Annotated in this window: 20 protein-coding genes; 7 read left to right on the top strand and 13 right to left on the bottom strand. The window is 69.9% G+C overall.

Annotated features, from left to right (window positions below; genetic code table 11):
- Positions 1–15: 15 nt before the first annotated feature.
- Entirely contained in the window at positions 16–825 is an 810-nt protein-coding gene (ku, locus tag WFM69_RS09615) for a non-homologous end joining protein Ku (protein ID WP_337004013.1), read from the bottom strand.
- Between the two features lie 58 nt (positions 826–883).
- Here ku and ligD point away from each other — a divergent pair, with 58 nt between their 5' ends.
- Complete coding sequence (ligD, locus tag WFM69_RS09610) at positions 884–2,848, top strand: non-homologous end-joining DNA ligase (RefSeq protein WP_337004011.1); 1,965 nt, start codon at positions 884–886, stop codon at positions 2,846–2,848.
- A gap of 17 nt (positions 2,849–2,865) precedes the next feature.
- Here the strand turns inward: ligD and WFM69_RS09605 are convergent, their stop codons facing one another.
- The 4 genes from WFM69_RS09605 to murI all read right to left on the bottom strand — a co-directional run bounded on the left by WFM69_RS09605 (position 2,866) and on the right by murI (position 6,108).
- Positions 2,866–3,786 (bottom strand): cation diffusion facilitator family transporter, encoded by a 921-nt coding sequence (locus WFM69_RS09605; protein WP_337004009.1) that lies wholly within the window; start codon positions 3,784–3,786, stop codon positions 2,866–2,868.
- Between the two features lie 102 nt (positions 3,787–3,888).
- The gene (gene rdgB, locus WFM69_RS09600) at positions 3,889–4,482 is read right to left on the bottom strand and encodes an RdgB/HAM1 family non-canonical purine NTP pyrophosphatase (RefSeq protein ID WP_337004007.1); all 594 of its coding nucleotides are present in this window, start codon (positions 4,480–4,482) and stop codon (positions 3,889–3,891) included.
- A 2-nt stretch (positions 4,483–4,484) separates the two neighbouring features.
- The gene (gene rph / locus WFM69_RS09595; protein ID WP_337004005.1) at positions 4,485–5,222 is read right to left on the bottom strand and encodes a ribonuclease PH; all 738 of its coding nucleotides are present in this window, start codon (positions 5,220–5,222) and stop codon (positions 4,485–4,487) included.
- Positions 5,223–5,277: 55 nt separating this feature from the next.
- Positions 5,278–6,108, bottom strand: a complete 831-nt coding sequence (gene murI, locus WFM69_RS09590; protein ID WP_337004003.1) for a glutamate racemase — start codon at positions 6,106–6,108, stop codon at positions 5,278–5,280.
- Positions 6,109–6,171: 63 nt separating this feature from the next.
- Here murI and WFM69_RS09585 point away from each other — a divergent pair, with 63 nt between their 5' ends.
- Entirely contained in the window at positions 6,172–7,497 is a 1,326-nt protein-coding gene (locus WFM69_RS09585) for a nicotinate phosphoribosyltransferase (protein ID WP_337004001.1), read from the top strand.
- A 2-nt stretch (positions 7,498–7,499) separates the two neighbouring features.
- Here WFM69_RS09585 and WFM69_RS09580 read toward each other — a convergent pair whose 3' ends face one another.
- Genes WFM69_RS09580 through WFM69_RS09570 form a run of 3 tightly spaced genes read right to left on the bottom strand, consistent with a single transcriptional unit; the run spans position 7,500 to position 11,165 of the window.
- Complete coding sequence (locus WFM69_RS09580; protein ID WP_028503536.1) at positions 7,500–7,766, bottom strand: DUF3039 domain-containing protein; 267 nt, start codon at positions 7,764–7,766, stop codon at positions 7,500–7,502.
- A gap of 40 nt (positions 7,767–7,806) precedes the next feature.
- Positions 7,807–9,372: a hypothetical protein gene (locus tag WFM69_RS09575; protein WP_337003998.1), complete on the bottom strand. Its 1,566-nt coding sequence runs from the start codon at positions 9,370–9,372 to the stop codon at positions 7,807–7,809.
- Positions 9,348–11,165 (bottom strand): ABC transporter ATP-binding protein, encoded by a 1,818-nt coding sequence (locus WFM69_RS09570; RefSeq protein WP_337003996.1) that lies wholly within the window; start codon positions 11,163–11,165, stop codon positions 9,348–9,350. The genes WFM69_RS09575 and WFM69_RS09570 overlap by 25 nt, the downstream gene beginning before the upstream one ends.
- A gap of 238 nt (positions 11,166–11,403) precedes the next feature.
- Here WFM69_RS09570 and WFM69_RS09565 point away from each other — a divergent pair, with 238 nt between their 5' ends.
- From WFM69_RS09565 to WFM69_RS09550, 4 genes are all read left to right on the top strand, one after another.
- A complete protein-coding gene (locus WFM69_RS09565; RefSeq protein ID WP_337003994.1) occupies positions 11,404–12,096 on the top strand; it encodes a phosphocholine cytidylyltransferase family protein in 693 nt (230 codons plus the stop codon).
- Between the two features lie 78 nt (positions 12,097–12,174).
- Positions 12,175–13,113, top strand: coding sequence for a hypothetical protein (locus tag WFM69_RS09560; protein WP_337003992.1), 939 nt, complete (start codon positions 12,175–12,177; stop codon positions 13,111–13,113).
- A gap of 90 nt (positions 13,114–13,203) precedes the next feature.
- Positions 13,204–14,793, top strand: coding sequence for an acyl-CoA carboxylase subunit beta (locus tag WFM69_RS09555; RefSeq protein ID WP_442928472.1), 1,590 nt, complete (start codon positions 13,204–13,206; stop codon positions 14,791–14,793).
- Entirely contained in the window at positions 14,790–15,032 is a 243-nt protein-coding gene (locus tag WFM69_RS09550) for an acyl-CoA carboxylase subunit epsilon (RefSeq protein WP_337003988.1), read from the top strand. The genes WFM69_RS09555 and WFM69_RS09550 overlap by 4 nt, the downstream gene beginning before the upstream one ends.
- Before the next feature lie 13 nt (positions 15,033–15,045).
- On the opposite strand, the gene WFM69_RS09545 is transcribed toward WFM69_RS09550, so the two are convergent.
- The 5 genes from WFM69_RS09545 to WFM69_RS09525 form a co-directional block, all read right to left on the bottom strand.
- On the bottom strand, positions 15,046–16,245 hold the full coding sequence (locus tag WFM69_RS09545) for an ROK family transcriptional regulator (protein ID WP_337004233.1): 1,200 nt from the start codon (positions 16,243–16,245) through the stop codon (positions 15,046–15,048).
- Between the two features lie 312 nt (positions 16,246–16,557).
- Positions 16,558–17,565 (bottom strand): hypothetical protein, encoded by a 1,008-nt coding sequence (locus WFM69_RS09540; protein WP_337003986.1) that lies wholly within the window; start codon positions 17,563–17,565, stop codon positions 16,558–16,560.
- Complete coding sequence (locus WFM69_RS09535) at positions 17,562–18,797, bottom strand: ATP-binding protein (RefSeq protein WP_337003984.1); 1,236 nt, start codon at positions 18,795–18,797, stop codon at positions 17,562–17,564. Before WFM69_RS09535 ends, WFM69_RS09540 begins: the two co-directional genes overlap by 4 nt.
- Positions 18,787–19,446, bottom strand: a complete 660-nt coding sequence (locus tag WFM69_RS09530; RefSeq protein ID WP_337003982.1) for a response regulator transcription factor — start codon at positions 19,444–19,446, stop codon at positions 18,787–18,789. Before WFM69_RS09530 ends, WFM69_RS09535 begins: the two co-directional genes overlap by 11 nt.
- 42 nt (positions 19,447–19,488) lie before the next feature.
- Entirely contained in the window at positions 19,489–20,736 is a 1,248-nt protein-coding gene (locus WFM69_RS09525; RefSeq protein WP_337003980.1) for a class I SAM-dependent RNA methyltransferase, read from the bottom strand.
- A 23-nt stretch (positions 20,737–20,759) separates the two neighbouring features.
- On the opposite strand from WFM69_RS09525, the gene WFM69_RS09520 reads away from it, so the two are divergent.
- Positions 20,760–21,398 carry a Maf family protein gene (locus WFM69_RS09520; protein WP_337004231.1) on the top strand — a complete coding sequence of 213 codons (639 nt, stop codon included), beginning with the start codon at positions 20,760–20,762 and terminating at the stop codon, positions 21,396–21,398.
- Positions 21,399–21,424: the final 26 nt, after the last annotated feature.

Genomic DNA, 21,424 nt, shown 5'->3' with positions numbered 1-21,424 from the left:
CTCGGCGCCGCTGAGTCAGCCCGCGTTCTTCGCGCGTTCCTCCTTGGAGCGGGCGACGCTGGCGCGCAGCGCCTCCATCAGATCGATGACCTCGCCACCCTCGGCGGCCTTCTCCGACTCACCGAAGGTCTCCGCCACGTCGAACGTGTCACCGGCCTCGATCTTGGCGTCGATGAGTGTGCGCAGCTCCTTCTGATACTCGTCGACGAACTCCTTCGGGTCGAAGTCGGCCGAGTAGCTGTCGACCAGGGATGCCGACAGCTCGAGCTCCTTCTTCGAGATGGACACGTCCTCATCCAGCACGGGGAACTCGGCCTCGCGCACCTCATCGGCCCACAGCAGCGTCTGCAGCACGAGCACCTTCCCCCGCACGCGGAGCGCGGCGAGCCGCGTCTTCTGCCGCAGGGTGAAGCGGACGATCGCCGTCCGATCCGTCTGCTCGAGCGTCTTGCGCAGCAGCACGTAGGCCTTCGGGGATTTGGAGTCCGGCTCGAGGTAGTAGGGCTTGTCCAGGGTGAGCAGATCGACCTGCTCCGACGGCACGAACTCGACGACGTCGATCTCCCTGCTCTTCTCCGCCGGGAGGGCCGCGAGGTCGTCCTTGGTGAGCACGACGGTCTGACCCTCGTCCACGTAGGCCCGGTCGATGTCGGCATAGGCGACCGTCTCGCCGCATACCTCGCACGTGCGCTGGTACCGGATGCGCCCGCCATCCTTCTCGTGCACCTGATGCAGGGGAACGTCGTGATCCTCGGTCGCGGAGTACACCTTGACCGGAACGTTCACGAGCCCGAACGTCAGGGCACCCTTCCAGATCGTCCTCATGACACCAGTGAACACCAGCCGCCGTGGTCGGGACCAGTCCCTTGACTACGCTGGCCCCATGGTCGGAGAAGCGCAGCTGGTGCAGGTTGACGGCCGCCGTCTGCGCGTGACGAATCTCGACAAGGTCGTGTACCCCGAGACCGGCACCACCAAGGGCGAGGTCATCTCCTACCACACGGCCATCGCCCCGCTTCTGCTCCCGCTGCTCGATGGCAGGCCGGTGACCCGCAAGCGCTGGGTGGAGGGGGTCGGCACCACGGATGCTCCGGCGGACTCGTTCTTCACGAAGCAGCTCGAACCCGGCGCCCCGTCGTGGATCCCGCGACAGGCGATCCAGCACTCGGACGGCCCCAAGGAGTACCCGCTCGTCGAGGACGTGCCGACCCTGGTGTGGCTCGCCCAGGTCGCGGCGATCGAGCTGCACGTGCCGCAATGGCGATTCACGTCGGATGGCCGGCCCGGGCGGCCCGATCGGCTCGTGCTCGACCTCGACCCCGGACCGGGGGTCGGGCTCGCGCAGTGTGCCGAGGTGGCCCGGCTCGCCCGCGCGGTGCTGTCCGACATGGGCCTCGACCCCTTGCCGGTCACGAGCGGGAGCAAGGGCATCCAACTCTACGCCGCCCTCCCCGGCGAACAGACGAGCGACGAGGTGTCGGCCGTGGTCAAGGAGCTCGCCCGTCTCATCGAGAACGACCACCCCGACCTCGCCACCAGCGTGATGGCGAAGGCGGTCCGCGGCGGCAGGGTGTTCCTGGACTGGAGCCAGAACAACGGCAAGAAGACGACCATCTCGCCGTACTCGCTTCGGGGCAGGGCGCAGCCATGGGTCGCGGCACCCCGCACGTGGGAGGAGCTCGACGACCCTCGCCTCGCACAGCTCGACCTCGACGATGTGCTCGCGCGCGCCGCCGCGGGGATCGACCCGCTCGCGGCGCTGCGGCCGTCGTCTGCCGCCCCGCTCGCTGCCCCTGCGAAGACCAGCCCCGCAAAGACCAGCCACGCGAAGAGGTACCCACGGACCACCCCGCCCGCGGCGCCCCCGCTGACTGCCGCCCCGCCCGCCCCGATGCTCGCCGAGAACGGCTCTCCGGGCGTCGCGCGCAGCCTGAGCGACCCGTCCTGGGTCGAGGTGAAGTGGGACGGCATCCGCGCGATGGGCACCTGGACGGAGGGGCGGATGCTCCTGCACGCGCGCCGCGGCACCGACATCACCGCCCGCTACCCCGAGCTCACCGCCGACGGCGCCCCGTTCCTCCCGGTCTCCGACGCGGTCGTCGACGGCGAGATCGTCGCCTTCGACGCCCGTGGGCGACCGAGCTTCTCGCTGCTGCAGAACCGCATGCACCTCACCCGCCCTCGGGAGATCGAGCGCGAGGTCGTGCGCACGCCCATCGTGTACATGCTGTTCGATCTGCTGCGCCTCGACGGCCACGACCTCACCGGCATGCCCCTGCGCGAGCGTCGCACGCTGCTCGACGACGTGATCGCCGGTCTCGACGCCCCGGTCCGGATCCCGCCGGTGTTCGACGACGTCGACGCCGCTCTCGCCGCCAGTCGGGAGTTCGGCCTCGAGGGTGTCGTGGTCAAGGATCCGCAGTCGCGGTACCGGCCGGGGCAGCGCTCACCCTCCTGGCTCAAGCTCAAGCACACGCGCATGCAGGAGGCCGTCATCGTCGGGATCCGCCCGGGCAAGGGCGATCGGGAGAGCACGCTCGGGTCGCTGCTGCTCGCCGTGCCCGAACCGCGCCGCGGCGGGGAGCTCCGCTACGTGGGCCGGGTGGGCACCGGGTTCTCCGATCGCACTCTGCGCGAGCTGCTGGCACGACTCGAACCGCTCCGGGTGCCGACGGCACCTCTCGACGGTGTCCCTGCGGCGGACGCCTCCGATGCGCTGTGGGTGCGTCCGGAGATCATCGGCGAGGTCGAGTTCGCGAACTGGACTCCGGACGGCGTTCTGCGCCACGCCCGCTGGCGCGGTGTGCGCACCGACAAGTCGATCGACGAGATCGTCGTCGAGGACTGACGCCCGCGCGGCACGGATCAGGCGTGGTGCGGTTCGCAGTCCGACTGCTCGGCGGGTTCGATCTGGAACGTCGAGTGCTCCACGTCGAAGTGATCCGCCAGGCACGCCTGCATCTCGGTGAGCAACTGCGTCGATCGTCCGTCCGCGAACAGCGCCGGATCGATGCTGACGTGGGCCGTGAACACCGGGGCGCCCCGCGTCAGCTGCCAGACGTGCACGTCATGCACTCCGACGACACCGTCGTAGCCGAGCAGGTGCGTGCGGATCTCGCTCACGGCCGTGCCCTTGGGTGCCGACTCCGCGAGCACCGAGAACACCTCGCGCAGGAGGGCGATCGCGCGCGGGATGATCATCGCCGCGATGAACAGCGAGGCGATCGCGTCCGCCGGCATCCATCCGGTCGCGAGGATCACGATCGCCGCCACGATCACCGCCGCAGAACCGATCAGGTCCCCCATCACCTCGAGGTAGGCGCCGCGCACGTTGATGCTGGTGCGCTGCGCGCGGCTCAGCAGCCACATGGAGACCGCGTTCGCGAGCAGACCGACCACGGCGACGATCAGCATCAGTCCGCCGGCCACCTCGACCTCGCCGGGGTTCAGCAGTCGTCCGATGCCCTCGATCGCGACCCAGGTGGCGAGAGCGATCAGGATCACGGCGTTGATCAGCGCGCCGAAGACCTCGGCTCGCTGATACCCGAACGTCCGCCGGTCGTCCGCGGGACGGGCGGCGACCGAGGCCGCGATGAGCGCGATCACGAGCGCGGAGGCGTCCGTGAACATGTGCGCCGCGTCCGCAAGCAGAGCGAGCGAACCGGTCAGCAGCGCGCCGACGACCTGCACGACCATGACGGTCGCGGTCAGGGACAGGGAGATAGCCAGCAGGCGTCGGCTGCTGGCCGAACGGATGCCGCCGGGCGCGGGTGCGTGATCGTGCATGCCCCCAGGCTAGACCGGAGAACGGTGCTCTGAGGCTTGTTCCGGCTAGTCGGGAAGGGTAACGATTCTCAGCGTCACCAGCGCTTCATCGACGGTCGACGATCAGAGCCCGGCGAGCAGCGGCGCGAGCTCGGCGAAGGCGCGGGCACGGTGCGACTGCGCCTGCTTCTCCTCTGCGGTGAACTCGCCCACGGATCGTTCCGCTCCCTGCGGCTGGCCGTCGGGGAGGAAGATCGGGTCATAGCCGAAGCCGCCCGCCCCCGAGGGCGCATGCGCGAGGCGCCCCGGCCAGCATCCCTCCACCACCTGCTCGCGCCCGTCCGGGAAGACGAGAGCGATGGTCGAGGTGAAGTGCGCCGTCCGGTGCGGGTCGGCGATGTCGCGGAGCTGATCCAGCAGCAGCTCGAGGTTGGCCACGGCGTCCTTCTTCTGTCCTGCCCAGTAGGCGGAGAACACACCGGGCGACCCGCCGAGCACGTCGACGCAGATGCCGGAGTCGTCGGCGAGGGCCGCGAGGCCGGTGTGGGCGGCCGCCGCCCGTGCCTTGATGAGCGCGTTCTCGGCGAAGGTCACCCCGTCCTCGACCGGCTCGGGGCCGTCGTAGCCGACGACCTCGAGGTCGGGACGCGTCGACGCGACGATCTGCTGGAACTCCGCGACCTTGTGCGGGTTGTGCGTGGCGAGGATGACCTGCATCGTCACTCCCCCGCCAGCGCGGCGAGCTGCAGGCCCTTCAGATCCGCGCATCCGGCCACGCCGAGCTCGAGCAGCGCGTCGAGCTCACGCTTGTCGAAGGGAGCACCCTCCGCCGTGCCCTGCACCTCGACGAAGAGACCGCGGCCGGTGACGACGACGTTCATGTCGGTCTCTGCGCGAACGTCCTCGGTGTATGCCAGATCGAGCATGGGTTCGCCGTCGATGATGCCGACCGACACGGCGGCGACCGAGTCGAGCAGCGGGGTCGAGTTCTTGCCGATGAACTTCTTCTCGCGACCCCACTCGATCGCATCGGCGAGTGCGACGTAGGCGCCCGTGATGGCTGCGGTACGCGTGCCGCCATCGGCCTGCAGCACGTCGCAGTCGATCACGATGGTGTTCTCGCCGAGAGCCTTCGTGTCGACCACCGCGCGCAGGGCACGACCGATGAGGCGGGAGATCTCGTGGGTGCGCCCGCCGATGCGGCCCTTCACGCTCTCGCGGTCGTTGCGGCTGTTGGTGGCACGCGGGAGCATCGCGTACTCCGCGGTCACCCAGCCCTTGCCCTTGCCGGTCAGCCAGCGCGGCACGCCGTTGGTGAAGGACGCAGTGCAGAGCACCTTGGTGCCGCCGAAGCTGATCAGAGCCGATCCCTCGGCCTGCGCGCTCCAGCCACGCTCGATGGTGATCTCGCGCAGCTGATCGGTGGAACGGCCGTCGACGCGGACGATATCGGTCATGTGCTTCTCTCAGGTCGGGATGGACGAATCGGGTCAGGCCGATTCGCGAAGGGTGTCACTCGAGAACGGATTCGGGAAGGGAGATCACTCCGGTCTGCACGAGCTGGACGTCGCGGACCTCGCGACCCATCAGCCGGTTCGCCAGAGCGGTGAAGTCGTCGGTCGATGCACCGGTCGCCTCGTAGACGCAGGACGCGGTGGCATCGGGCGAGGCGAGCAGATCGCCGCGCACCAGCTGCCGGTACACGTCGCCGGCGGTCTCATCGTCACTGGAGACGAGAGTGACGCCCTCGCCCATGACGTAGCTGATCGCGCCGCGAAGGAACGGATAGTGCGTGCAGCCGAGCACGAGGGTGTCGACCTCGGCCTCGCGAAGCGGCGCGAGGTACTCCTCCGCGACCGCGAGCACCTCGGGGGTGCCCGTGATGCCCGCCTCGACGAACTCCACGAAGCGCGGGCACGCGGCGGTGAAGACCTGCAGTCGCTCATTGACCTCGAGCATGTCCTGGTAGGCCCGGGACCCGATCGTGCCGACCGTGCCGATCACCCCGACGCGACCGTTGCGCGTCGTCGAGACCGCCCGGCGGACCGCGGGACCGATCACCTCGACCACCGGGACGTCGTAGCGCTCCCGCGCATCGCGGAGCATCGCCGCGGAGGCCGTGTTGCACGCGATCACCAGCATCTTCACGCCCTGCTCGACGAGCGTGTCGAGCACCTCGAGCGAGTATCGACGGACGTCGGCGATGGGCTTCGGCCCGTAGGGCGAGTGCGCGGTGTCGCCGATGTAGACGAACGACTCACGGGGCAGCTGGGCGCGGATGGCCCGAGCCACCGTGAGCCCGCCGACACCGGAGTCGAAGATCCCGATGGGCGCGTCGTTCATGACTACCCAGCCTACCCGCGTGCGACCCCGCGACACGCCTGTTGCGCTCACTAAGCTGAGCGCATGACCTCGTCGACGGCGCTGCTCACCGACCGCTACGAGCTGACGATGCTCGCCGCCTCCCTCCGCGATGGCACGGCCTTCCGCCCGAGCGTGTTCGAGCTGTTCTCCCGACGATTGTCGGGAGGTCGTCGCTTCGGCGTCGTCGCGGGCACCGGCCGCCTCCTCGGGCTGCTGCGCGACTTCCGCTTCGGCGAGGACGAGCTGCGTTTCCTCCGGGATCAGAAGGTCGTCGACGCCGCCTCGCTCACGCACCTGGAGAACTACCGTTTCACCGGCTCCATCCGCGGCTACCGCGAGGGCGAGCTGTACTTCCCCGGCTCCCCCATCCTCACGGTCGAGGGCACGTTCGCGGACGCCGTCGTGCTGGAGACCCTCGCGCTCAGCGTGCTCAACCACGACTCCGCGGTCGCCACGGCAGCCTCGCGCATGAGCATCGCCGCCGGAGAGCGTCCGCTCGCCGAGATGGGGTCCCGGCGCGCCGCGGAGCGCTCCGCGGTCGCTGCCGCGCGGGCGGCCTACATCGCCGGCTTCGGTGCGACGAGCAACCTCGAGGCCGGGCGCAGCTGGGGCATCCCCACCATGGGCACGGCCGCCCACTCCTGGACGCTGCTGCACGACACCGAGGAGGAAGCTTTCCGCGCCCAGGTCGACAGCATGGGCGTGGGCACGACCCTGCTCGTCGACACCTACGACATCCGCACCGGCGTCGAGACCGCGATCCGCGTCGCCGGCACCGGGCTCGGAGGCGTGCGCATCGATTCGGGCGACCTCCCGATCGTCGCCGGGGCGGTCCGCGCACAGCTCGACGAGCTCGGCGCGACCGAGACCCGCATCACCGTGACCAGCGACCTCGACGAGTACGCGATCGCCGCTCTCGCTGCCTCACCCGTGGACGCGTACGGTGTGGGCACCTCGGTCGTGACCGGGTCCGGGTACCCCACCGCGAGCATGGTCTACAAGCTGGTGGCCCGGCAGGATGCCGCGGGCGCGTGGATCAGCGTCGCCAAAGCCTCGGCAGACAAGGCCTCGTTCGGCGGCCGCAAGGCCGCGTTCCGCACGCTCGCCGACGGTGTCGCCAGCGCCGAGACCATCGCCGTCTCCGATGGATTCGAAGAGCTGGACACCCCTGCCGAGCACCCTGAAGGCCGACCGCTGCAGGTCACGTTCGTGGAAGCGGGCGAGATCGACACCGCTCACGAGGGGATTGAGGGGACGGCATCGGCACGCGCACATCACCTGCGCGTGCGCGAGGAACTCCCCGTTCGCGCTCTCGCGCTCAGCAAGTCCGACCCGGCGATCCCGACCGTGTACGTCGAGGCCGACTGACCTCAGCCGACCATCGACTCGTAGATCTCCTTGCACGTGGGGCAGATCGGGAACTTCTCCGGGTCACGACCCGGCGTCCACTTCTTGCCGCACAGTGCGCGCACGGGCTTGCCGGTGATCGCCGACTCGAGGATCTTGTCCTTCTTCACGTAGTGCGAGAAGCGCTCATGGTCGCCCGGTTCGAGATTCTCCTCACGGAGGAGCTCTTCCAGTTCGCGATCAAGCGTTGCCACGCCGCCCTGATCGGGGCTGTCCAGCGGAGTACTCATCCCGTGAGTCTAGCGGCGTCGCGACCCTCGCGGGCGGCCCTCACGCGGTCTCGACGAACTCCATCAGCCGCTCGCCGCTGCGCTCGAAGATGCGCCCTCCGATCACGGCGCCCGCCGCGAGGACGATGAGCCCGACGATCAGCCCCACCCAGAAGGTCGCGGGGGCGTACGCCGATCCGTCGACGATCGTGGCCACGAACAGCCAGATGGTCGGTGCGCTGAAGAGGATGGCACCGAGGAACGCGGCCGCGGGTCCGTAGGCGCCACGCGAGGTCGGCCGCTGCGGCTGCTGGAACGGGCTGTCTCCCGGGCGCGAGACGGCGTACGGCGCCACGACCGAGACGATGCTGGAGAGCCCGAGCGCCGAGAACAGCAGGCTCGCGGCGAGGCCTCCGAGCGGCAGGAGCATGCTCCAGTCGCGGGCGAGCAGGAGCGAAAGCGGAACCGCGATCGCGAGCACCGGGATCGCGACGAGGAGCACCGGCACGAGCCGCCCGAGTCGATCGGGAAGCCCGCGGACGCCGCTCGCGACGTGGGTCCACAACGCCGTCGAGTCGTAGGCGACGTCGTTGTGGGGCAGCCAGCCGAAGAACAGGGCCATCACCGGCACCGGGACGAGAGCGGCGATCTCGACAGGGACCCCGGCGACGATGAGCGGCAGCATCGTGGCGATGCCCGCGACGGGCACCACGATGATGTTCATGATGTAGCGACGGTCGCGCAGCCAGTACACGAGGCTTCGCGACGCGATCGCGCCGAACGCGTTCGAGGGGAGCAGACCGAACCAGCCGAGGCCGGTGCGCTCCCGTGAGGCCACCGGGCGCTCCGTCGTGGTGAGCAGACGCCGCACCAGCCAGGTCCACACCGTCCAGAGCAGTCCGAGCGTGACCAGAGCGATGATCCCGCTCGTCCACGCGGATGCCGTCTCGCCCGCGGCCACCGAGAACAGGAATGCCGGAGATGCCCCCAGCGGACTGAAGCCGCTCGCGGTCGTGAGGACAGCCAGCGACTCGGGCACGTGTCCGTCCCAGCGCAGCGAGCCGAGGAACACCGCGACCGGGAAGGCGATCACGATCAGCGCCAGCGCGAACAGCGCGGTCAGCTCGCGCGACCGGCGCTCGGGCAGGAGCAGCGCGTTGATCGCCATCCCGATGCGCGAGATCAGGACGGTCGTGATCACGCTGACGATCGTCGCCAGCACGGCGAGCGGCCACGGAGTGCCCGCGCCGACCGCGACGATGCAGACGCTGATGTAGACGGCGAGGAGTGCGAAGCTCGGCACGCTGACGAAGGCGGCGAGAGTGAGCACGCCCGGCATCGTCCGCTCGTCCACGCCGAACACCGCGAACCGTCGAGGATCGAGTTGATCGACGGCTCCGACCAGGATCGGCCCGATGAGGAAGCCGACGAGAAGAGCGGCCCCGCCGAGGACGGTGACGGCGCGAGCGACGGGCACAGGGGCGCCCGCGAGGCTGAACACGGCGATGCACACGACGACCGTGACCGCGATCACGGCGCCGAATGTGACGAGCGTCCGGACCCGACGATCGCCGCGCAATGAGCCGAGGAGCAGCGCGACCCTCAGTCGGAGAACGTGTGCAGCCACTCGAGCCCCTCCACCTCTCCGCTGGTTCCGGCGAGCTCGACGAACCGCGATTCGAGCGTCTGGCCCGCGCGCACCTCGTCGATCGTGCCCTCGGCGAGCACCTCACCGCCGACGATGATCGCGACCCGGGAGCACACCCGCTCGACGAGGTCCATGCCGTGGCTGGACAGGATCACGGTGCCGCCGTGCGCCACGTAGGCCCGGAGGATGTCGAGGATCACCGCGGAGGAGACCGGATCGACGGATTCGAAGGGCTCGTCGAGGACCAGCACGCGAGGCGAGTGGATCATGGCGCCGGCGAGCATGATCTTCTTGGTCATGCCGGCGGAGTAGTCCGACACCACTCGACTGAGGGCGTCGCCGAGGTCGAACGCGCGGGCGAGATCGGCGGCCCGCTTCTCGATCACGTCCGAGGCGAGCCCGCGGAGGAGACCGTAGTAGTAGAGCAGCTGCCGCCCGGTGAGCCGGTCGAAGGTGCGCAGACGATCGGGCAGCACGCCCATCAGGCGCTTGGCCGCCTGCGGCTGGGTCGCCTGATCGATGCCGCAGATCACCACGCTGCCCGCATCGGCGCGGAGGAGACCGGCGACGATGGAGAGGGTGGTCGTCTTGCCCGCACCGTTCGGTCCGACCACTCCGTAGAACGAGCCCGCGGACACGGTGAGGTCGATGCCGCCGACGGCGCGGTTGTCTCCGAACTGCTTCACCAGGCCGCGAATGCTGATCGCCTCGCCTGCGGAGGACGCATCGAGGGGCCCGACCGCATCGGATGCCGCATCACCGGCCTCCGCGACAGGCTCGACGATCTCGACCGCTTCGATCTCGGCCTCGACGACTTCGACGACCTCGATCTCGGCCTCGACGACTTCGACGACCTCGACCTCATCATCGGCCGCCGGCGCCGCAGGGACGGGCGCAGCCACCGCTTCGATCACGGGTTCAGGATCGACCGCCGGTTCCGGCACCACCGCCGGCGTGGGCTCGCTCGCAGGTGTCTTCACGAGAGGAGGCGCCTCGACGACGGGCCCCGCTTCGACGACCGCAGCAGCCTCGGCCTCTTCCTTCGCCGCCTTCGCCGCCGCGGCGGCAGCGGCCTTGGTGGCGGCCGACTTCGCCGCAGCCGTCTTGGCCGCTGTCGTCTTCGCGGTCGCGGAACGCGCCGAGGACTGGGATGCCGCCGCTTTCGCCGCCGCGGACTTCGCCGCCGCCGCCTTCGCCGCCGCGGTCTTCGACGCGGCCGTCTTCTTCGCCGCGGTCGCGCCCGTCGCGCGAGATGTCGCTGTGCGGGCGGACGCGGCGCGTGCGGCCGAGGTCGCCGCCGCCGGCTTCTTGGCCGTCGTCGCTGCTGCCGTGTTCTTCGCGGCGGCGGTCCGTGCGGCCGTTGTGGTCCGTGCCGTACCGGTCTTTGCCTCCGGTATATCCGCCAGGGCCTTGGCCAGCGGCTCGACGACGACATCCGCGGTCGGTGCGGCCTTCTCGGCCGCGGCCTTGGACGTGCGCGCCGCAGCAGGGCGGGCCTTCGAGGCAGCGGGCTTCGCAGCGACACGCGCCGCAGCCGGCTTCTTCGCAGCCGTCGCCTTCCCCGTCGCGGCGGGCTTCTTCGCGGCTTGCTTCTTGGTGGCGGGCTTCGTGCTCGATGCCCGCTTCGCGGCCGGCGTTCGCGACGTCTTCACGGACGCGTCAGCGGCGTCAGGAGTCTGCTTCGAAGCCGGCGCGCGCTTCGCCGTCGCCTTCTCCGGCGCGGTCTCGGTCTCGTCCACCTGGGCGGTGCGGTCGTCAGGGGAGGCAGTCACCGTCCTACGGTATCAACGGGTTGCCGCAAGCCAAGGCCGCCGCGCAACATTCGGCCGGAGGATCCCGCAGACACGCCGCATTCGGAACCCTGTGCGTTCCGTGTGTACTCGATCACGAAATGGCAACAGGGGACCCTCGGCCCGGAGGTTCCCAGACTGAATCGATACCATGAATCCGGCACGACGAAGTGTCTGGTCGGTTAATCGACCGTGAACACAACTTCCCTTAGGAGCACTCGTGACTCTTCAGACCGTCATCCTCGCCGCCGGCATGGGCTCGCGCCTCGGCCGCGCGTTGCCGAAGCCTCTCACCGAGCTGAACGATGGCCGCACGATCATGGGCCAGCAGCACGACAACATCCGCGCCGCGTTCGGCTCGGACGCACGCATCACCACCGTGGTCGGCTACCGCGCCGAGACCATCATCGAAGCGTTCCCGCAGGTCAACTACGTGCACAACGAGCGCTACGACGAGACCAACACCTCCAAGAGCCTCCTGCGCGCCCTCGGGGCGACCGGACGCGGTGGCGTGCTCTGGATGAACGGCGACGTGGTGTTCGACCCGATGATCCTCGGCCGCGCCCTCGAGTTCATCGAGCGCGACCAGTCCTTCGTCACCGTGAACACCTCCAAGGTGAGCGATGAAGAGGTCAAGTACACCGTCACCGCCGAGGGATACATCAACGAGCTGTCCAAGACCGTCAAGGGCGGTCTCGGTGAAGCGGTCGGCATCAACTACATCTCCTCCACGCAGAAGAAGGCGTTCATGCGCCAGCTGCAGCGCGTCGAGGATCAGGACTACTTCGAGCGCGGACTCGAGCTCGCGATCGCCGAAGACGGCCTGCTGCTCGAGCCGATGGATGTCTCCGACCTGTACGCGGTCGAGGTCGACTTCGCGGAAGACCTGGAGCGGGCGAACCTCTTCGTCTGATCTCGTCTTCGAAAGCCCGACTCCCTCGTGGGGCCGGGCTTTCGGCGTTTTCGCGGGCTGGCTCCCTAGGATCGCCCCATGGCCCCCAAGGTGCACAAGATCCACTCCCTCCCGGACGACGCCCCGTGGGACAAGGGCGTGCCGCCCGTCGGATCCGCCGAGCATCCGATGATGGTGCGGGGCCTCGATCGGGTGCTGTCGATCCAGCGGCCTCTCGTCCTGGCGCATATCCGGAGCATCCGTCTGCGCAATCCGAAGGCCACGCCGGCCGAGATCATCCGCATCCTCGAGTTGCGCTACCTCGCCGCCGTGACCGCCGGCGGTGCCGCGGTCGGCGCGACCGCCGTCGTGCCGGGGATCGGCACCGGCGTCACGCTCGCGCTGTCGGGAGTGGAGACGGTCGGCTTCGTGGAGTCGACCGCGCTGTTCGCACAGTCGGTCGCCGAGGTGCACGGCATCGCCGTCGCGAACCCCGACCGCGCCCGCGCGCTGGTGATGACGCTCATGCTCGGCAAGGAAGGCGTCGACCTGGTCGGGCAGCTCGCGAGCCAAGCCGCAGGTCGCGGAGGCAGCCGATCCGCCTACTGGGGCGAGCTCGTGACCAAATCGCTCCCCCGCGCGGCCGTCGGCCCGCTCGTGGATCAGCTCAAGAGCATGTTCGTGAAGCAGTTCGCCGCCAAGGGCGGAGCCTCGGTCATCGGCAAGGCGCTGCCGTTCGGCATCGGCGCCGCGATCGGCGGCGCAGGCAACCACATCCTCGGCCGCCGTGTGCTCACCACGTCGCACAGGGCGTTCGGCGCGGCCCCCATCGACCTGCCGCTCGAGCTGGAACCCGTCCCCGGTGCCGAGAAACTGGAGCTGCGGATGCTGCGCGGGGCGCGCTACGCCGGCAACGCGGTCGCCGGAGCCGCGGGCACGACCGTCCGCGGAGTGGAATGGGTCGGACGCAAGGCCCTCTCCCTCGGGCGCACCCCCAAGAAGGACCCGGCGCTGGAGCAGAGCGACGCCGAAGGGTGACGCGACTGCAGGCAGGACGCCAAAGGATCGGCCGACCCGTTGTGCCGAGCATCCAACAGCCGGAGCCGACCCGACGATAGGGTGGAATCCGTGACGGACAAGCCCGACCTCTCTACCACCGCCGGCAAGATCGCGGACCTGCGCGCTCGCTACACCGAAGCCGTCGTCGACGCGGAAGCGAAGGCGAAGGAGAAGCAGCACGCCAAGGGCAAGATGACCGCCCGCGAGCGCATCCAGCTTCTCGTCGATCCCGGCAGCTTCGTCGAGTTCGACGAGTACGTGCGCCACCGCACGACCGCGTTCGGCATGGACCGCTCCCGCCCCTACGGCGACTCGGTCGTCACCGGGGTCGGCACGATCAACGGCCGCACCGTGGCGGTGTACTCGCAGGACTTCTCGACCTTCGGCGGCTCGCTGGGCGAGGTCGCCGGCGAGAAGATCGTCAAGGTCATGGAGTTCGCGCTCGCCGGCGGGATGCCCTGCATCGGCATCCTCGACTCGGGCGGCGCGCGCATCCAGGAGGGTGTCGTCGCGCTCGGCAAGTACGGCGAGATCTTCCGCCTGAACACCCGCGCATCCGGGGTCATCCCGCAGATCTCGATCATCATGGGTCCGGCTGCCGGTGGTGCGGTGTACTCCCCCGCGCTCACCGACTTCGTGATCATGGTCGACAAGACCAGCCAGATGTTCGTCACCGGCCCCGACGTGATCAAGACCGTCACCGGCGAGGACGTGGGCATGGAGGAGCTCGGCGGTGCGTACACGCACAACACCCGCTCCGGCGTCGCGCACTACCTCGCCGAAGACGAGGACGACGCGATCGACTATGCCCGCACGCTCCTCAGCTTCCTCCCCGACAACAACATGGCCGAGCTGCCGTCGTACGAGAGCGCGTTCGAGTTCGAGACGACGGACGCGGATCGCGTGCTGAACACGATCGTCCCGGATTCCACGAACCAGCCGTACGACATCCACACGGTGATCGAGCACGTCGTCGATGAAGGCGACTTCCTCGAGGTCCAGCCGCTCTTCGCCCCGAACATCGTGATCGGCTTCGGCCGCGTCGAGGGACGCTCGGTCGGCATCATCGCCAACCAGCCCTCGCAGATGGCCGGCACGCTGAACATCGAGGCCGGCGAGAAGGCCAGCCGGTTCGTGCGCTTCTGCGACGCGTTCTCCATCCCGATCGTCACCCTCGTCGATGTTCCCGGCTACCTGCCCGGCACCGACCAGGAGTGGACGGGTGTGATCCGCCGCGGCGCCAAGCTGCTGTACGCCTACGCCGAGGCCACCGTGCCGCTCGTCACCGTCATCCTGCGCAAGGCCTACGGCGGCGCCTACATCGTCATGGGCTCGAAGCAGCTCGGCGCCGACGTCAACCTCGCCTGGCCGACGGCCGAGATCGCGGTGATGGGCGGCCAGGGCGCCGTCAACATCCTGTACCGCGGTGAGATCAAGAAGGCCGAGGAAGCCGGAGAGGACGTCGCCGCCGTGCGCACGCGCCTCGCGAACGAGTACACCTACAACGTGGCCTCGCCGTTCCTCGCGGCCGAGCGCGGCGAGCTCGACGGCATCATCGAGCCGGCGAACACCCGCGTCTCGATCGCGAAGGCGCTGCGGGCCCTGCGCGGCAAGCGTGCGGAGCTGCCGCCGAAGAAGCACGGGAACATCCCGCTGTGACCGCGAAGGACACTTCGGATGCAGCACCGGGCCAGGAAGCACCGTTGCTCGACATCACGCGCGGCGCGGCGACCGAGGAAGAGCTCGCTGCCCTCATCGCCGTGATCAGCGAGGCCTATGCGACGGAGGCGGCCGCGGCCGTCGCCGACGTGCCGGTCGTCTCGGCCTGGACCCGCACACAGCGGCCGCTGCGCACCCCGCTGCGCCGCGACATCCCGTGGGGACGCTTCTCCGGCTGACGACCCCGCCGGTTCAGTGCACCAGCAGCAGGTCCGATGCCCGCGGTCCGAGCACCGACTCCAGCACGACGCAGGCGGCGCCCACCGCCCCGACATCGTCGCCCACCACGGTGCCGTCGACCGGCAGCGCACGCACGGCCCGTGTCGCACTCGCGCGATCGAGCCGGTCGGGAATCTCGCGCAGGTACACCTCGGCGAGCCGCGACCAGAACGGCCCCCCGAACACCACCCGATCGACGTCGAGGATGTTGGTCAGCACAGCCGTCAGCACCGCCGTGTGGGCCGCCGCCTGCTGCAGCACGACCGCGGCAGGGACCTCGCCACCGGCCGCTCGTTCGCAGAGTTGACTGAAGCGCGCATCGACGGCGGCGACATCGCTCACCTCGCGGTCGTCCGCGAACACTCCGGCACGCTCGGCCCGTTCGACGATCGCCTGGGGCGTGCACACCACCTCGACGCATCCCCTCGCTCCGCACGAGCAGGAGGGCCCATCGGGGTCGACGATGATGTGCCCGATCTCGCCGATGTTCCGCGTGCTTCCGCGCACCGCCTCGCCGTCTCGCGCCAGCGCGGCGCCGATGCCAGTGCCGAGGTACACGAAGACGAAGGAGTCGTCGGCCGATCCGCGGCGCGTCCAGAGCTCGCCGACCGCGGCCGACGTGGTGTCCTTCTCCAGCACCACCGGGAGCCCCGTCGCCTCAGCGAGCACCGCGCGCAGGGGGACCCGGTGCCAGCCGAGCAGCTTGGGCGGATCGATCACGGTGCCCTTCTCCGCATCGAGCGGTCCGGGAGCGGCGACGCCCACGCCCGCGATGCGGGCCCGTTCGACGCCGGAGCCGACGATCAGCGTCTCGATCGTGGTGGCCATGGCATCGACGATCAACCGCGGATCCTTCGCCGGTGTGCGCACGCTCAACCGCCGCACGACCGCGCCGGACAGATCGAGCAGCACGAACGTCATGAGCGCGGGATCGAGATGCACCCCCACCGCGAACCGGCTGTCCGCGACGAGCCGCAGCGTGACACGCGGCTTGCCCGGCCCGTTGATGGTGCGTCCGGCCTCGCGGATGAACCCGTCGTCGAGGAGGCGTCGGGTGATGTTGGTGACCGTCTGCGCGGACAGGCCGGTCGCCGCCGCGAGCTCGATCCGGCTCAGCCCCTCACCCGACTGGCGGATCGCCTCGAGGATCACGGACTGATTGAAGTCGCCCATCCGCGGAAGGTTGGTGCCCCGACGCGTTGCCATCGTCCAATGATCCCCCATCCGCGGAGAAATCGTGTCCCCCAAAATACCTACAGACAACCTGTGCGCGACCCATCAGACTAATGAGGACGCTTCGCGTTCGGCTGGTCTCTCTGTCCCAGGGTAGACAGGCGCTGACTGGCCACCAGCGGATGGTTTTCGGGTAACTGTCCGCATGGCGAGGGGCTGGCGATCACGCCGCCCCTCGCCCACTCTCACCATCCTCGACTTCGGTCGCCTCCCCCGGCCGGAGCCGAGGACGCACGCACCGGGACGGATCCGTCAGACAGTCGGTGCGTACCGCGGGATCTCGTGCCAGAGGTCGACCGCATCGTCGTCGCCGGGAGAGCGTGCCCCCGCACGGCCGACGATCGTCACCGCGACGCGGGGATCCCTCGCCGAGCGGATGATGAGGCGCGCCGTCTGCGCACGCGTGAGGACCTCGGCGAGTTCGTCCCGGATCTCCCCGCGGCGATCCTCGTCGATGTCGTCGAACCCGCCCTCGTCGAAGACCGTCACGACGACGCCACGGCGGCGGGCGTCCTCGATCGCGTTGCGCACCGCGTCGTTGAGCAGATCGGCCCCGCGGAGTTCATCGCGCAGCCGGCCCTCCGCGAGTCGCGCATCCAGGCGCTCCTGCTCGTCGAGCGACCCCCGCGCCGCGACGACCCGGCTCAGGACGGGCCCCGCGACAGCCAGCGCGAACTGGGTGCGCAGCCGGCGTTCGCGCTGCCGCACGCGCTGCGTGGCGTGCCAGGCGGACACCGCCTGCTGGATCTCGGCGAGACGCTCCGTGTCGCGGACCGCGCGATCCCAGAACATCACGAGCAGTCGCGCGACCACGACCCACATGATCGACCCGACCAGGCCGAGGGTGAGCGCCACGCCGGGGCCCAGGAACAGTGACGACGTCAGCGCGAGCATCGCCAGGGTGAGCCACCCGATGAGCGAGCGGCGGCGGACGACGCAGACGACCGCGAGAAGTCCCAGCGCGCCGATGTACCACGTCGCGAACGGCGCCGTGCGATCAGCCGGCTCGAGCGAGAACGTGACAAGGACGGGGATCAGAGCGCTCGACACCAGCGCGATGATGGCCGCCCACCGCGGCATGCGCACGGTGGCGCCATCGCCGAGGATCGCGACGTTCACGACCACCAGATAGATGCCGATCGCGAGGACCATCAGCAGCGGCGCCGTCGGCTGCTCGATCCACCAGACGGCTCGCGCCACGAAGTACAGCGCGAATCCGACCGCGAGGGACGTGGCGACGCTGCGCACGGTGCGGTTCACGAGCGCTCCCACCCCAGCGTGACCGTCGTGCCGTGCTCGTCCGACTGGATGTCCGCCGTGCCGGCGATCCCCGCCATGCGGGCGAAGATCGACGCCCTGATCCCAAGGCGATCCGCACCGATCGCGTCGACGTCGAAACCCGGTCCGGTGTCGGACACCGTGACCCCGATCCCCTCGTCGCCATGCCCTTCGGCGACAATGTGCAGCCCCCGCCCGTTCGCGTGCGTCACGGAGTTGCCGATCGCCTGTCGCGCAGCGAGCACCAGCGCCCGTGCCGCGCGGCCGGGGATCAGGCCGATGCCCCCGCGCTCCTCGACGATCGCATCGGCGCCGAGCTCGGACAGAGCCCGACGCAGCTCCACGACGATCTGCGCCGTCCCGACGGGCTCGTCGCTCCCCTCCTGCGCGACCGCGGCCTCGGTGTTCGCGAGTCGGGTGAGCGCCTCCCTCGCCATCGCGACCGCCAGTTCCTTGGCGCGATCGCTCTCGGCGCGCTCCGCGGAGATCAGCGCGGCCAGCACGCTGTCGTGCATCAGGGCCGACATCGCCGCCCGCTCCTCCTCCGCCGCCGCCGCAGCCGCGGCCGCCGCATACGATGCCACCGCCTGCCCCCTGGCCTCGTCGACCCCGGCCGCGACGGAGCGGAACATCCACCCAAGCGCGATGATGACGACACCGAGGATGAGCGTGAACGAGACGTCGAACGCCGTCGTCACCCAGAACTCGCGCGAGAACTCCCCTTGGACGAGCCGTACGTAGCCGTAGACGAACGGCATTCCCGCGGCCCACACGAACTGCAGGCGCAACGGGAAGGCGAGCATCGCCGCGACGACGCCGACATTGACCAGGAAGAAGATCCACGGCTGCTCCCCCGCGCTCTTGTCGGAGGGATCGACGACGGTCGGCCAGGCCGCGAGCGCCAGCACGTAGACCACGGCGAAGACACCCGAGAAGATCCGGACGCCCCGACCGATCACACAGGCGACGAGCATCGCCGCGAGCGGCACGAACACCACGGCGAGCATGACCAGGTGGGCGCCATCGGCCTGCGAGAGGGTGCTCAGCGCGGCCGTCAGCGCCTGTGCCCCGAGCACGGACGAGCCGATCGCGACGACGATCGCGAGGATGCGCTCCATGCGCTTCCCGGTGAAGCGCTCGAACGCGGTCTCCGTGCTGCCGGGAGAAGGGATCTTGCTCCAGGCGTCACGGATGCTGAGCGGCTCAGCGGTCACTCGGCGCCTCGTCTGCCGCGACGATCCCGTCCTCCATCGCGCGGCGCAGCAGGTCGACCTTGGTCGGCGCAGGGCGTCCGACCTCGACGTACTTCACGCGGATGCGGGTGATGTTCTCCTTGGCGGTGGAGTAGGCGACGCCGAGACGCTCGGCGACGGCTTTCAGCGGCAGCCCCGTCGCGTACAGGCGGAGGACCTCGCGCTCGCGGGTGGCCAGCTGGGCGTCGGCGAAGGCACGGTCGCCGTCGACCGCACTCGCCCATTCGACGTTGTTGAGGGCCTCGCCCTGCGCGACGGTGCGGATCGCATCCAGCACGTCGTCGAGTGCGGAGGACTTGCTCACGACACCGGCGGCACCTGCGGCGAGCGCCTCGCGCACCGCGGCCGGCCGATCGGCGACGCTGTGGATCACGACGCTCGCTCCGTCGCTCACGAGCGATGTCACGTTCTCGGTGACCGTGGTCCCGTCCCCGAGCGTGAGATCGAGGACCACGACGTCGGCGGGTGCCGCACCGGTCGTCTTCCGCCAGTCGAGGTAGGAGACGACCGTGCTGCCGGAGAACACCACCGTCTGCGAATCCCGCGCGCACGCGGCCTCGAGCCCGAGGCGGACGGACTCGTGGTCATCGATGAGGGCAACCGTGCTCATCCGCCCAGCCTAGTGAGTCCGTCGGGATCGGCGACGGGCCGGTCAGCGGGTGAGCAGGGCGACGACCTCGAAGTGGTGCGAATGCGGGAACAGGTCGAAGCCGCGCAGGCGGTCGACGTTCCAGCCGAGTGCACGGAAGGTGCCGAGGTCGCGCGCGAGGGCCACCGGGTCGCACGCGACATACGCGATGGCGTCGGGGGCGAGCGCGTGCACGGCCTCGACGACCTGGCGTCCCGCGCCCGCGCGCGGCGGGTCGAGCACCACGGCACCCGTGCGGCCCGTGCTCTTCTGCGACGCCAGGAACCGGTCGACGCGCGCCGTCACAGCCTTCACCTCGAGCGGTGCGAGGTTCGCGGCGGCATGCTGCGTGGCACGGGGACTGGACTCGACCGTGACGATGTCGCGGCCGCCGAGGTCGGCGAGCGTCGCGGCGAACAGACCGACACCGCCGTACAGGTCGTAGTGGGTCTTCTCGTCATCGACGTGGCCGTCGAGGATGCCGTACACGGCGGCGTCGAGCACGGAAGCCGCGCGCGGATGCACCTGCCAGAAGCCCGTGGCATCGACCTGGAAACGACGGTCGTTCACGGCCTCCTCGATCACCTCGGGCGCAGGGCGGCGACGGAAGCCGCGGGCGACGCGCGCCGGGCGCTCGGTCTCCTCACGGCGGATGATGCGCACCGTGCCGTCGGCGGGCTCGACGAGCTCGATGCGGCCGGGGGCCTCCCCGGTCAGGGCGAGCGCGGCCTTCGCGATCGCCGGACGGGCCAGCGGGTGCGAGGACACCGGGATCACACGGTGGCTGCGCGCGGCGAACGGTCCCACCTCCCCCGACTCGTCCACGTGCAGTGTCACGCGCGTGCGCCATCCCAGACCGTCGCCGGACTCGACCGACTCGATCTCCGGGGCGACGAAGCCCTCGCCGGCGAACCGGTCGAGCGCCTCGGTCAGCACGCGACGCTTGAGCTCGCGCTGGTGGTCGAGCGCGATGTGTCCGAGGTCTGCGCCACCGGGGCGGTCGGCGAGATCGCGCGACACGTCGGCCTCCGCCCACACGTGCGGTCGCCGATGCTCGGACGCCTCCAGCACCTCGACGGTCTCGGCGCGCCAGAAGCTGCGGGTCGCGGCGTCGGTGCCCTCCTGCGGAGGGATCACGCGGGCGCGGACGCGCTCACCGGGGATCGCATCGGAGACGAACACCACGCGCCCCTCGTGGCGGGCGATGAAGGTGCCCCCGTGCGCGATGCCGGTGATGTCGAGCTCGAGCACGTCGGCTGGGGAGGAAGTCATCCTTCGAGGATACGGTGGTGGACATGCGCGTCTGCCTCGCCTCCACTTCCCCGGCCCGTCTCATGCTGCTCCGACGGGCGGGCATCGAACCGCTCACGGAATCCCCCGACGTGGACGAGGACGCCGTCGCCGCAGCTGCCGAGGCGGACCGAGGCGCCGCGCTGCCACCCGCCGAGCTCGTGCTGCTGCTTGCCCGTGCGAAAGCTGCGGCCGTCGCACAGCGCCTCGCGCAGGAGGGAACTTTCGATGGTCTCGTGATCGGCGGGGACTCGATGTTCGCGCTCGGCGGGCGGGTCTACGGCAAGCCCTACACCCCGGAGGAGGCCACCCGACGCTGGCAGGAGATGCGCGGCGCGACGGGGATCCTGCACTCCGGTCACTCGGTGTTCCGAGTGTCCCCCGGTGTCGCGCCGACCGAGGCGACCGCTGTCGCGGAAGCCGCCGTCACGTTCGCGGACGACGTGAGCGACGCCGAGATCGCGGCATACGTCGCCTCGGGCGAGCCGCTGCACGTCGCGGGAGCCTTCACCGTCGACAGTCTGGGAGGCGCGTTCATCACCCGCGTGGAGGGCGATCCGTCCACGGTCGTCGGGATGTCGCTCTCGACCGTGCGACGCCTCGCCGCCGAACTCGGCGTCGTGTGGACGGACCTCTGGTCGTAGACTCCCCTCCACGTTTTCCCGGCTTT

Source organism: Microbacterium sp. LB12 (assembly GCF_037150835.1).
GTDB lineage: Bacteria > Actinomycetota > Actinomycetes > Actinomycetales > Microbacteriaceae > Microbacterium.
This window is presented reverse-complemented; position numbering and strand designations above follow the sequence as displayed.